Source organism: Bartonella sp. W8167, assembly GCF_016100335.1.
In the GTDB taxonomy this organism is placed as follows: domain Bacteria; phylum Pseudomonadota; class Alphaproteobacteria; order Rhizobiales; family Rhizobiaceae; genus Bartonella; species Bartonella apis.
Map to the genome: position 1 here is coordinate 212,101 of NZ_JACFSQ010000001.1, position 13,308 is coordinate 225,408.

At 47.8% G+C, this 13,308-nt stretch carries 7 protein-coding genes and 1 tRNA gene; 5 read left to right on the forward strand and 3 right to left on the reverse strand.

What is annotated here, in order from left to right; translation table 11 throughout:
- The first annotated feature begins 117 nt into the window (after positions 1-117).
- The 3 genes from H3V12_RS00775 (at position 118) to H3V12_RS11105 (ending at position 5,137) form a co-directional block, all read left to right on the forward strand.
- On the forward strand, positions 118-1,464 hold the full coding sequence (locus H3V12_RS00775) for an efflux RND transporter periplasmic adaptor subunit (protein ID WP_198212094.1): 1,347 nt from the start codon (positions 118-120) through the stop codon (positions 1,462-1,464).
- Positions 1,461-4,646 carry a multidrug efflux RND transporter permease subunit gene (locus tag H3V12_RS00780; RefSeq protein ID WP_198212096.1) on the forward strand — a complete coding sequence of 1,062 codons (3,186 nt, stop codon included), beginning with the start codon at positions 1,461-1,463 and terminating at the stop codon, positions 4,644-4,646. The genes H3V12_RS00775 and H3V12_RS00780 overlap by 4 nt, the downstream gene beginning before the upstream one ends.
- Before the next feature lie 299 nt (positions 4,647-4,945).
- Positions 4,946-5,137 (forward strand): hypothetical protein, encoded by a 192-nt coding sequence (locus H3V12_RS11105; protein ID WP_210326770.1) that lies wholly within the window; start codon positions 4,946-4,948, stop codon positions 5,135-5,137.
- 240 nt (positions 5,138-5,377) lie between these two features.
- Here H3V12_RS11105 and H3V12_RS00785 read toward each other — a convergent pair whose 3' ends face one another.
- Positions 5,378-7,051, reverse strand: coding sequence for a formate--tetrahydrofolate ligase (locus H3V12_RS00785; protein ID WP_198212098.1), 1,674 nt, complete (start codon positions 7,049-7,051; stop codon positions 5,378-5,380).
- Between the two features lie 1,406 nt (positions 7,052-8,457).
- Positions 8,458-8,534 (reverse strand) — tRNA-Met (locus H3V12_RS00790).
- Positions 8,535-8,705: 171 nt separating this feature from the next.
- Here H3V12_RS00790 and H3V12_RS00795 point away from each other — a divergent pair.
- Entirely contained in the window at positions 8,706-9,713 is a 1,008-nt protein-coding gene (locus tag H3V12_RS00795) for a Gfo/Idh/MocA family oxidoreductase (RefSeq protein WP_198212100.1), read from the forward strand.
- A 125-nt stretch (positions 9,714-9,838) separates the two neighbouring features.
- Positions 9,839-10,957, forward strand: coding sequence for a DegT/DnrJ/EryC1/StrS aminotransferase family protein (locus H3V12_RS00800; RefSeq protein ID WP_198212102.1), 1,119 nt, complete (start codon positions 9,839-9,841; stop codon positions 10,955-10,957).
- A 561-nt stretch (positions 10,958-11,518) separates the two neighbouring features.
- Here H3V12_RS00800 and H3V12_RS00805 read toward each other — a convergent pair.
- Complete coding sequence (locus H3V12_RS00805) at positions 11,519-12,841, reverse strand: NCS2 family permease (protein WP_198212104.1); 1,323 nt, start codon at positions 12,839-12,841, stop codon at positions 11,519-11,521.
- Positions 12,842-13,308: the final 467 nt, after the last annotated feature.

Consider the following 13,308-nt stretch of genomic DNA (forward strand, 5'->3'; position numbering starts at 1 on the left):
GGTTGTGACGCCTTATTATTGCTGCTATTAAGTGGTTATTAGCTGATTGGCTATTTACAAACATCCATGTATGTATATTTTACCGGACACGAAAAAAATATCAAGGTCTGACATCCTATGACACTATTAAGGAAATTATCGGCCGCTCTTGTTGTCGGCGTGCTGTCTTTTGGACTCGTTGCCTGTGGCAAACAGGAAAAGCATATGCCGCCTCCATCGCAGGCAAGCGGCAAGGTTATTCATCAGGCAGAGGTTCCGTTAAATTACGAATATGCAGCCCGTGTTGTTGCCTATCGTGAAACCGAAGTCCGTGCCCGTGTCGGTGGTATTCTCTTGCACCGCAACTTTGTTGAAGGCTCGGAAGTCAAGCAGGGCGAAATATTGTTCGAGATTGATCCGGACAAATACGAGGCTGCTGTCGCTTCGGCACGCGCACAGGTCGCGCAGGCGCAAGCCAATTACGACCAGTCGGTTCGTGATGCCGACCGTGCCGAGGAACTGGTCAAGCAAAAAGTCCAGTCAACTTCATTGCGCGATCAGGCTTTTGCCAAGCGCGATGCCGACGAAGCAACATTGATGCAGACAAAAGCCGAGTTGCGCACCGCCGAACTTAACCTCGAATACACAAAAGTGGCAGCGCCAATCAGTGGACTGACAAGTCGCGAGGCTGTTTCGGAAGGTTCTCTTATCGGGACCGACCCGTCATCGAGTCTGCTCACCACAATCACTCAGTTTGACCCGATCTATGTCAACTTCTCGTTTGCCGATGGTGAATATGACCAGATTCGCCATTTGATGGACGAAATGCAGCAACGCGGCGAAAAGATTGATAATCTGAAAGTTATTGTCCGTCTTGGTGAAGGGGTTGATTATCCCGAACAAGGTACGGTCGATTTTACCTCACCGACAATTGACAAGCAGACAGGAACCTTGGGTGCCCGTGCGGTTATCGCCAATCCCGATCGTCGTTTGGTTCCGGGTATGTTTGTACGCGTAACAGTTACCGGTATCAAAATGGCCAATGCCATGACCATTCCGGAATCCGCTCTGGTCCAAAACAGTGGTGGCCAGTTTGTCTATCTGTTGAAAAAGCCCGAGGCACCGAAAGCCGGCGAGAATGCTCCGCAAGGTGCACAACCTGCCGCACCGGCCGCCGCCAATGGACAGCCGCAAAAGGCGACTGGCCGTTTGATGGTTGTCGAGCAACGTCCGGTCAAAGCCGTGCGTAAAATGCAAAACGGCGACTGGCTGATTGACAGTGTCAAATTCGATGAAAAAGACAAAAACAAGGTTGTTCAGGGGCTTCGTGACGGAGAGGAAGTTGTCACCGAAGGCCAGGTTTATATCGAACAGGGTCTGATGCGTATTCCTCAGGGGCAAAGCCTGATGGTCAATGTCACCGACGATGCGCCACAACAGGCACCTGACGGGGGCAATGCAAAAGCTTCGGGGCCCGCACAATGAGCTATAGTTTCTTCATTAACCGACCGGTTTTCGCGTCGGTTATATCCATTATCATCGTATTGGCCGGCTTTATGTGTATGCGCATATTGCCGATTGCCCAATATCCTGACTTGTTGCCACCGCAGGTGGTGGTTTCGGCGCAGTACCCCGGTGCCAGTGCCGAAACAGTTGCCCAGACCGTGGCTGTTCCTCTCGAACAGCAGATCAACGGCGTTGAAGACATGATCTATATGCAATCGATCAGCAACGCGTCCGGTACATTGCAGATCACTGTTACTTTTGCGCTCGGGACTGATCCTGATCAGGCAACCATTAACGTCAACAACCGCGTTCAGCGTGCTTTGACAACTTTGCCGCAAGAAGTGCAACGTCTTGGTGTTGTTGCCGATAAACGGTCTTCATCCATCCTTGGCCTTGTTGCCATGCGTTCGACAACAAGCGCTTATGACCGGATTTATGTCGGCAACTACGCATTGCTTAACGTTGTTGACGATTTGAAACGTATTCCCGGTGTCGGCGATGCGCAGGTTCTTGGACACGTTGATTATTCGATGCGTATCTGGTTGCGGCCTGACAAGCTTGCCCAATATAATATGACGCCGACCGATGTTATCAATGCGGTCAAGGAACAGAATAACCAGTATCCTGTTGGTCGTATTGGTGAACAGCCGGATATCAATGGTGCTTTCACCTATTCGGCAACGACGCAAGGCCGTCTTGTAACAAAAGAAGAATTCGGCGAAATTATTCTGCGTTCGGATGACACAGGTGCTTCTCTGCGTCTGAAAGATGTTGCGCGTATCGAACTCGGTACCCAGCAATATTTCATTGAATCCAATTTGAACGGCAACCCGATGGTGCCGATCCTGATCTTCCTGCAACCTGGTGCCAACGCGCTTGCCACCATGCAGTCGATCAAGAAACGTATGGATGAATTGAAAGTTGCCTTCCCTCCGGGGATCGAATATTCGGTACCTTATGATACTACCAAGTTCATTCAGGTTTCCGTCGAGGAAGTTGTACACACCTTTATCGAAGCCATTCTGCTTGTTATCGTTGTTGTGTTCATCTTCCTGCAGAACTGGCGAGCGACGCTTATTCCGATCATCGCGGTGCCAATATCTATTATCGGAACGTTTGCGGGCATTTACGTGCTCGGCTTCTCGATCAATATGTTGACACTGTTCGGGCTGGTGCTTGCCATTGGTATTGTGGTTGATGACGCGATTGTGGTGTTGGAAAACGTCGAACGCGTTATGTCGGAAGAAAAGCTTTCGCCTCATGATGCTGCTATCAAGTCGATGAGCGAGGTTACAGGGCCGGTTATCGCTATTGTGCTCGTTCTGTGCGCCGTGTTCATTCCTGTGTCATTCATGGGCGGCATGGCCGGTGTTATGTATCAGCAATTTGCTGTTACTATTGCGATTTCAGTCGTTATTTCCGGTACTGTTGCTTTGACATTGACACCGGCTTTGTGCTCGCTGTTGTTGAAGCCGCGCCATAGCGAACCGATTGCACCATTCCGCTGGTTTAACGAGACATTCCAGAAGATCACCAATCTTTATGTTTCGGGCGTCAGCTTCTTCGTCCATAAATTCTGGTACGGCATTGTCTGTTTCGTGCTGGTTTGTGTCTTTGCTGTCTTCATGTTCGAGAAGGTTCCTTCCTCCCTCGTTCCGGATGAAGATCAGGGCTATGTGCTTGCGGTTTCGTTCCTGCCTTCGGCTTCTTCGCTTGAAAGAACGCAAGGTGTGGTTGACAAGGCCTATAAAATTCTCAAGCAGAACCCTGCGGTCGAAAACATTGCAGAGCTTGCCGGTTATGACCTGCTTTCAGGTGGTTTGAAGACAAGTTCGGGCGCCATGTTTGTCATGTTCAAGGATTGGAAAGACAGACCCGATCCGAAGGATGATGCGCGTGTGATTGCCCCGCAAGTGATCGGCATGACGTCAGGCATCAAGGACGGTGTCACCATTGCTTTCAACCCGCCTCCGATTACCGGCCTTTCGACAACCGGCGGCTTTGAAATGTATCTGCAGGACCGTGCCGGTGGCTCGATTGATGACCTCTATAAGATGACGATGAAACTCGTTCAGGCTGCCAACCAGCGTCCGGAATTGAAGAATGTCCGCACAACCTTTGACCCGAATGTGCCGAAGTATGACTTCCATGTCGACCGTGTCAAAGCCCGTGCGATGGATGTGCCGATCAACTCGATTTACGATGCCCTTTCGGCAACATTCGGTAACATCTATATCAATGACTTCACCCTTTATGGACGTAACTATCAGGTTAAAATCCAGTCTGAAGGCGAGTTCCGTAAAAGTGCGGAAGACATCAAGCAGGTCTTTGTGCGGTCGAATTCCGGCGGCATGATCCCGTTGAACACGCTTGTCCAAACAACGCGTATTACCGGTTCGGATCAGCTGGAACGCTTCAACGCTTTCTATGCCACCAAGATCATGGGTGATCCGGGTACCGGCTTTACCTCCGGTGATGCGATCAAGGCCATGACGGATATTGCCGGCAAAGTTTTGCCGAATACCTACCAGATCGCCTGGACAGGTTCGGCCTATCAGGAAGTTGTGGCCGGTGGTGCCGGTTCAACTGCTATGATCTTCGGTATCATTATGGTGTTCCTGATTTTGGCTGCGCAATATGAACGCTGGAGCCTGCCTTTCGCAGTTGTGACGGCTGTGCCATTTGCGATTGCCGGCGCGTTGACATTCACCTATTTAAGGGGCTTGAGCAACGACGTCTATTTCCAGATCGGCCTCGTTACACTTGTGGGGCTCGCTGCGAAAAACGCTATTTTGATTGTCGAATTTGCTGTGCTCGAGCGTGAAAGCGGCAAATCGGCTATTGATGCGGCGATTTCTGCAGCACGTCTTCGCTTCCGTCCGATTGTGATGACATCTTTGGCGTTTATCCTTGGTGTTGTCCCCTTGGCAAGATCCACCGGTGCCGGTTCCGCTAGCCGTCACGCAATTGGTACCGGTGTTATCGGCGGTATGTTGGCTGCAACATGTATTGCAACCTTCTTTATCCCGATGTTCTACAGGCTGTTTAGCGGAAACCGTGCCGGAAGAACTGCTGGTGGAGAGCCGACAAATGGCGGCGATGCACCGGAAGCTCAATCCGCACCCGACAAACAGTCCGGCGATAATGTTCAGCAAGCCTGATTGCTTGTTGACAAAGCCAAAAACAAAACCCCGGTTTCCAACCGGGGTTTTTTATTGTCCGGTTAAAGTGTCGCAATCATTCCCATGGTCGAAAAACAGCAAATGCCACCAAGAAAGGCGCAGGACAAAGGCAAGGACCTGCGGGTAAAATTTGAAAGTGTCAAACAGAAGGGGAGACAGGAAAAGGCAAAAGCCGTTCGGGCCAGACACGGTGCGATAGGCAAAGGATAGAAAGGCAAAGGAACAAATGAATGAAGGGACAGTAAGGCAAAGAGATAGAGAGACCAAGGAATAGAAGGGTGGCAGAACAGCTAGGCGTGGAAAAGGCACAAGCCGATCAGGACAGGCGCGCCGCATTGATAGGGGAGAAACGACAAGGCGAAAACAGGCGGATGAAGGAACGGGAAGGAGAACGAATAGAAAAGCGAAGGAACGGAAGAATAAGACGCGGGAACGGCAACGCCATGAGACCCGCGCGATGGCGTTTATAGAAGCTATTGAAGGCAAAGGCAGCCGAAAAAAAGCAAAACCTGAACGTTTTGCGTTGAAATGAGGAAAGGCAGCCTGAAATCAGGTAAATCCAAAAAATCTAAAGCATTTGAGCGTTATAAGGCCTTGCGCATTCGGGCGTTTTAAAGCCGTGAGCAGTCGTGTTTTATAAAGATGCGCAAACCGTCAGCCAAATATATAAGCCGACGGTATGAAAGTTTTTATGAAAATGGTTGAGGGGGTTACGAAAGACCTTCAATATTACCGTTTTCGTCAAGATGGATTTTTTCGGCCATAGGGTGGCGGGGAAGCCCCGGCATGGTCATGATATCACCGCAGATCACCACAACAAATTCGGCACCGGCACAGAGTTTGACCGCGCGTACAGGAATGGTGAAATTTTCCGGTGCACCCAACAATTTCGGGTCGGCAGAAAATGAATATTGCGTTTTTGCCATGCAGACCGGTAAAGTTCCATAGCCTTCCTCGTCCCAGGCCTTCAATTGGTTCAGAATATTGGCCGGAATATCGGCACCGCGCCCGCCATAAATCTCGCGCACAATGGTGTTGATCTTTTCTTCCAATGACAAGTTATCGGCATAGAGCGGGTGGAAGTTGCTTTTGTTTTCGGAAATCATCTGCACGACAGTGCGCGCCAGTTCCTCGGCACCTTCACCACCTTTTTCCCAATGGCGGCAAATAATGGCCTGATGGTGGGTTTCGGCAACAGCTTTCTTTAAAACGTCTATTTCCGCATCGGTATCGGAATTGAAATGATTAATTGCCACAATGACCGGCACACCGTATTTTTCCATATTAGAAATATGGCGCAACAAATTGGCGGTGCCTTTTTTCAATGCCGAAACGTTTTCATGAGCAAGATCGCCTTTTGCAACGCCACCATTCATTTTCAGCGCACGGATTGTTGCAACAATGACGGTTGCGTCGGGTTCCAATCCGGCTTTGCGGCATTTGATGTCGAAAAATTTTTCGGCTCCAAGATCAGCACCGAAGCCCGCTTCCGTGACCACATAATCGGCAAGCTTCAACGCTGTTTTTGTTGCAATGACCGAGTTGCAGCCATGGGCAATATTGGCAAAAGGCCCACCGTGGATAAAAGCCGGATTATGTTCGATTGTCTGCACCAGATTTGGTGCCAATGCATCGCGCAACAAAACCGCCATTGCACCTTCTGCATGAATATCGGAAGCGGTAACGGGCGTTTTATCGTAACGGTAACCGATAATGATTTTACCGAGACGCTTCGTAAGATCGGCAAGGTTTTCGGAAAGACAGAAAATTGCCATGATTTCGGAGGCTACCGTAATATCGAAACCGCTTTGGCGGCAAAACCCGTTTTTTACCCCGCCAAGGGAAAGAACAATGTCACGAAGCGCACGGTCATTCATGTCGACAACGCGTTTCCATGTAATTCGGCGGGAGTCGATATTCTGTTCATTGCCCCAATAAATGTGGTTATCCACCATCGCAGCAAGAAGATTATTGGCCGATGTGATCGCATGAAAGTCACCGGTAAAATGCAAATTGATGTCTTCCATCGGAATGACTTGCGAACGTCCTCCACCGGCGGCTCCACCTTTTTGTCCGAAATTCGGGCCCAAGGATGGTTCGCGTAACGATGCGACAGCCTTTTTGCCGATGTGGTTGAGTGCATCGGTAAGACCGATTGTTGTTGTGGTTTTTCCTTCACCTGCCGGCGTCGGGTTAATGGCAGTCACCAGAATGAGTTTGCCGTTTTTATTGTTTTTGAGCGTCTCGATGTATTTTGCGCTGATTTTTGCTTTGTCATGACCATAAGGAACAATATCCTCGTAAGGAATATCAAGCTTGGCGGCAATGTCACAAATAGGCAGTTTGGTTGCTTGACGGGCTATTTCAATATCTGAAAGATTCATCAATATTCTCTATTATCAGGCGCAACAGGTAAAAATTGCGGTCATTCTTTTCGCCTTGGCAAAATGATCGCCATTTTGTCAATCAATGGGGGTTTTTTACCCCACATTTAACAATAATGCCATTTTTAACCGGCAATAAACATGACACTCCAATAAAAATTGTCTTTTCTCTTGGGCTTTAATCAAGACAAATTGCCTTTACAGGGCTTGATCGGCCGGACCAAGCTTAATTCCGCAAAACTATTGAATGGAAATAATTTTAAACAAAAACCGCAAGAAAACGGCCAAATGGCGCGAAAACCGCTTTGATATTTCGTATGCCAAAAATTTAACTCCGCCGTGGCACCGTTCTTTTCTGACAATTTATTTTTGAAGAAAACCACTCTCTGGAAGAATCATATGTCAGACGGAAACAGGTCAAAAAATAGCTAGAAATCGGTGGAGAGAGAAAATCGGGAAAATAAGGGGATAGGGGAGAAAATGAAAGGTCAAAGGTTTTTCTCCCGAAGCGCATATTTTTGACGACAAACGAGGAAAACAAACCGAATCACAATCCGTCACATGGGGGGTGGGCAGAAAATGAGAGCAGCAGAAACAGAACAATAAGGCCATCCCGATTGGTTCATTCATTTTGCCGGTTTTTTATGAAAGATAATCTCAAGAATCTCGAAATTTAAGGTTTCAAGCTCAACACGCGCCTTTTTTTCAAGAAAACCGGATGAGCTGATTTAAAAGCTTAACAAAAGTAACGATAGACAGAAGGGAAACAAGCCGGAAATCGCATAATTGCAAGAAAGGTAGTGAATAGTGCCTCAATGCACAAATGGCGGAAAGCTTCAAACGGGAAATATCAAAACCAGTTGATTTGCCCCATAATGATACAAAGATTACTTAAAATTGATGAGGAAAGAAAATATCGGCAATTTTTCTATTCAAAAAAGAATAACGCTTTTTTGAATAGTTGAACGGATTTTTTAAGAGAGTTTTTAAAAGGACGTTTTAGCCGGATTTAATAGACTTTCTCGTGCTGGAGACAAATAATCGCGCTGCTTTTTCGCTTAATGTTCAGATTTTTCGCTTAACACGCTACTTCTTCAATAACTGCGCCACTTTTTTGCTAAACGCGCTGCTTTCCCCATAAAGCGGATGAAATCTTGATGTGCCACGGCGACCGGTTTTGTGCTTTTAATCAGCAAAAAGTACGGTGTCGCGGCGTTTTTTAAGTTGAAACAGCAAGCATTGGAGGCAGCACCTCGGGACCAAATTTTTTAAAAAATCAAAAAAACCTGTTTCCCGAAACGAAAGCCGTCACCAGAGACTTTATCGTTATGAAGGAAGCGATCAAGCGGATAGCTATTAAAAGCGATTAAGCGGAAAACGATCAAAAAGGGGAAAAACGGCGGCTTTGGTAGCGGAGGAGGGATTTGAACCCCCGACACAAGGATTATGATTCCTCTGCTCTGACCTACTGAGCTACTCCGCCACAAAAAATGTCTTTTTAAAAAACATTTAGCCGTGGCGGCGATATAAGGGGTTCAATCCCACTCTGTCAAGCATCGTTTTTGAGCTTTTCTCTTGTCAATGGCGTTCATGACCGATATTGAACAGATAAGATATTGCTTTTTAGTTCAGCAATAAGGATAAGGCATAGACAATGGCTCCACGCGTAGCAGTTTTGGGATGTGGTTATTGGGGGAGCAATCACATACGTACCTTGAAAAGTCTGGGAGCGCTCGCAGCCGTTTCCGACGTGAATGTTCATCGTGCGGAAGGGTTTGCAGCAGAACACGATGTCGAGGCAATCCCCGTTGACGAGATTTTTACCCGTAAAGACATAGATGCAATGGTTCTGGCACTGCCGCCGCAGTTTCACGCGGAAAACGCTATCAGAGCGATAGAAGGCGGCAAGGATGTGCTGGTTGAAAAACCGATTGCGCTCAATGTCGAGGATGCAGAGCGTGAAGTGCGCATTGCAAAGGAACATAAGCGTATTTTTATGGTGGGGCATGTTTTGCGCTACCATCCGGCATTTGAAAAATTGCTTGAACTTGTCAATGAAGGGGCATTGGGCGAAGTGCGCTATATTCATGCCCACCGTCTCGGGCTTGGCAAATTCCATACCGAAAGTGATGCACTTTGGGATCTCGCGCCCCACGACCTTTCAATGATTCTGGCTATAACAAAATGTGAACCGTCGGAAATTCATGGCGAGGGCGCGGCGATTATCGACAACTTGTCCGATTTTGCCCATGTCCATATGAAGTTTCCCAATGGCATGCGTAGCCACCTTTTTGCTTCCCGCCTCAATCCCTATCGCGAACGTCGTTTGACGGTGGTTGGCACCAAAGCCATGGCCGTGTTTGATGATGTCGAGCCGTGGGGAAGAAAGCTTGCCATTTATCGTTTCGAGGTTTGGCAGGATAATAATCAATGGGCATTTACCGCAGACGAGCCGGAATATATTCCGGTTGAGGAAGCAATGCCGCTCACCCGCGAATTGCAGCATTTCCTGCACTGCATCGAAACCCGCGAAGAACCCCGCACCAATGGCGATGAGGCCATTGCCGTTCTGCGTATTCTGACTGCCGGCAGTGTCCATCATAAAGCAAAGGAAATTGCTGGTAAAACGCAGCCAAAAAATAAAGATACGGCAAAGAAATAATGTAAAAAGCTGTTACATGCGTCATAGAACTTTGATTACATATTGTTCGTCTAAGGCGTTATGTTAGGCAAGCCGTGCCAGTGAATGATTCGGCCAGCTAAACAATTGATAGCAACGGAGTGAATATGCAATTTATAGATCTTGGAGCGCAAAGGGCGCGTATTAAAGATAAAATCAATACGGCTATTGCCCATGTGATTGAAAGTGGCAAATATATTCTCGGGCCGGAAGTCGAAGAATTCGAAAAACGTATGGCCGATTATATCGGCGTCAAACATGTGATCGGCTGCTCGAACGGCACTGACGCATTGTTGATGCCCCTTATGGCTGAAAATATCGGACCGGGAGATGCTGTTTTCTGCCCAAGCTTTACATTTGCTGCAACCGCCGAAGTTGTCGCATTGACCGGTGCAGAACCGGTTTTTGTCGATATTCTGCCCGATACTTTCAATATGGATCCGGCAAAACTTGAAGAAGCCATTGCAATGATCAAAAAAGAAGGCCGCCTGACACCACGGGCGATCATTCCTGTTGATCTCTTCGGTCTTCCTGCCGACTTTAATAGAATTTCGGCAATTGCTGCCAAAGAAAATCTCTTTGTTATTGAGGATGCGGCGCAAGCCATTGGCGGAAAACATGAAAATGCCATGTGCGGCGCTTTTGGCAATGTCGGCGCAACCAGCTTCTATCCGGCAAAACCGCTCGGCTGTTATGGTGATGGCGGCGCAATGTTTACCGATGATGATGACCTTGCCGAACGTTTGCGTTCAATCTATTTCCACGGCAAAGGTTCATCCCAATATGACAATGTCCGCATCGGCTTGAACTCGCGTCTTGATACCATTCAGGCCGCTATTTTGTTGCAGAAACTCGATATTCTTGAAGACGAGATGGAAAAACGCGCCGTTATCGGCAAACGTTATAGCGACGGTCTGAAAGACGTTGTCAAAACTCCGAAAATCGAAAAAGGGTCGCGCTCGGCCTTTGCCCAATACACAATCGTTGTCGAAGACCGTAACGGGCTTCAGGCGCACCTCAAAAATGCCGGTATTCCATCCATGATTTATTACATCAAGCCGTTGCATTTGCAGACAGCCTACCGTCATTTCCCGCAAGCCAAAGGCGGGCTGCCGGTTTCAGAACATGCCGCCGATCACGTTTTGAGCTTGCCGATGCATCCTTATTTGCCGGAAAGCGATCAGGACAAAATTATCGGCTTGATCCGGGAATTTTGTGGCAAGTGAGAACAGCTTTGCTATCGCCGACCGAACGATTAGACATAAAGAAGAAGACCGGTTTCATACCGGTCTTTTTTATTCCCTAAAAAATTTATCGGGCTACAAATTTATCTGATAGTAAATTTATTGGATAACAAATTTATTATTTAGCAAATTTATCGCGTAATGAATTTATTCGTCTCAAAAGCGTCTTTCTGATTGGGCTTGTCTTTTCAATTCCGCTTGATGATTTTCTCCTCACACATGTCTTTATCCAGTGTGAAAGGAAAGGCGATGAAATCGCTTATTCAACAAAACATTGGCCGCAAATTTTGAGGCCCGCTTTTGGTCCCAAAAAAATTTGTTCAGCTTTATTGAATTCAGAATTCGGGCAGGCTGTTCAATGAATGGATGAAAAGCAAAAGCATGGAAAAGACCAAGCACTCGAATAAAAACCTGCGCTTTCTGCCTGACAACCGGAAAGGCTGAAAAGGTTACAATCGGCAAGTGTTCTATTGCAAAGAAGGGGAGAGGGCATCGACCCTTTGGAATCCCCCGTCTCAATAAGGGATGAGCGGCACAGTCTTTCTAGAACACTCCGCCTTCAATCAGAAAACGTATGATGAAGAGGAAAGCGATAATCCACGTTGCAGGGTGCACCTCGCGCCATTTTCCCGTAATTGTTTTCAAAATAGCATAGCTGATGAATCCGAAGGCAAGGCCGTTGGCGATGGAATAGGTAAACGGCATCAAAAGTGCAGTGAGTGCTGCCGGAACTGCCTCGACAATGTCGTCCCAATTGATTTCGGCAAATTCACGCATCATCAGACAGGCAACAAAAATCAATGCCGGTGCGGTGGCATAGGCGGGGATTGAAAGCGCAACGGGTGCAAAAAACAGAGCAAGCAGGAAAAACACACCAACAGTTATTGCCGTGAGCCCTGTGCGCCCGCCGGCAGCAACGCCGGAGGCACTTTCAACAAATGCGGTGGTCGAACTGGTGCCGATAAGGGAGCCGGCAAGAATGGCCGTGCTATCGGCAAACAATGCATGCCCGAGATTATTAGGTTTATCATCGGGAATAAGACCGGCGCGTTTGCCAACGCCCACAAGTGTGCCGGTGGCATCGAATATTTCAACCAGTACGAAAACCAGAAGCACATGGAAAATACCGGTATGTAATACGCCCACAATATCAAGCTTTAAAAAGGTCGGTGCAACAGAAGGAGGAAGCGCAATTCCGCCCGAATGAACAAGCGCTTGAAAACTCTTATAGCCGTCGTCGGTAAAGATGAAAGAGAGAATGGTTACAGCGATAATGCCGATCAGAATGCCGCCGCGTATTTTGAAAGCATCAAGCGCAACAATAATAAAAAGCCCTATACCGGCAAGCACAGGACCTGCTTTGGTTACATCGCCAAGCCCCACCAGAGTGGCATCATTCTTGATGATAATGCCCGCACTCTGGAATGCCACAATAGAAAGAAACATGCCGATACCGGCGCCGATGGCACTGCGCAACGACTTCGGCACGCCGGCAATCAGCCATTGTCTGACGCCGGTTGCTGTTAAAACAAGAAAGACAATGCCCGAAAGGAAAACCGCTCCCAAAGCCTGTTGCCAGCTATAGCCCATAGTAATGACAACCGAATAGGCAAAAAATGCATTGAGCCCCATACCGGGCGCCATGCCGATCGGCCAATTTGCAAGCAAACCCATGATGAAACAGCCGACTGCGGCAGCAATACAGGTTGCAACAAAAACCGCCCCCTTATCCATTCCGGCAGCCCCCAGAATGGTGGGGTTAACAGCAAGGATGTAGGACATAGTGAGGAAGGTTGTAAGACCGGCGCCGATTTCAATGCCGATGCGCGTATTGTTTGCTTTCAAGTGAAATAGTTTCTCAAGCATCCTGCCGATCCCTATTTGATCACCCTTTAAAGGTGGTTTTGCCGTTTTATTGCCGCTACCTGTCCGGCTTTACGTTTATACCATTTTGTCGGCTTTAGGCTATAAGGGGAAAAGTGTTCAAGGCAAACATATCGGCTTTGATTCACAGTTTTTCTCTCCAATCATTGCCGGTTTCGGGTGGGGAAGAACATCTCCTCACAAAAATGCGGCTGCATGCGTACCAGTTGTGGCCTACGCATTTTTTTAAAAACAGTTCGCCAAAGTTTAAAGCCGGCTAGCTGAACAGAAGGTTTTGATATTTATAAATCCGGACCTTCGTAATTTTTTAATGCAGACTTCCTTGAAGTGTAACAAAAGGCTTCATTATCTGAAAAAACTGCTTCTTCCGGTTTTTTAAAACGAGCCTTCGGGCGCTTTTGGCAAATGGGGAAAAGCTTACGCCATGACGTTTTCAAAGCGCTGTGCTT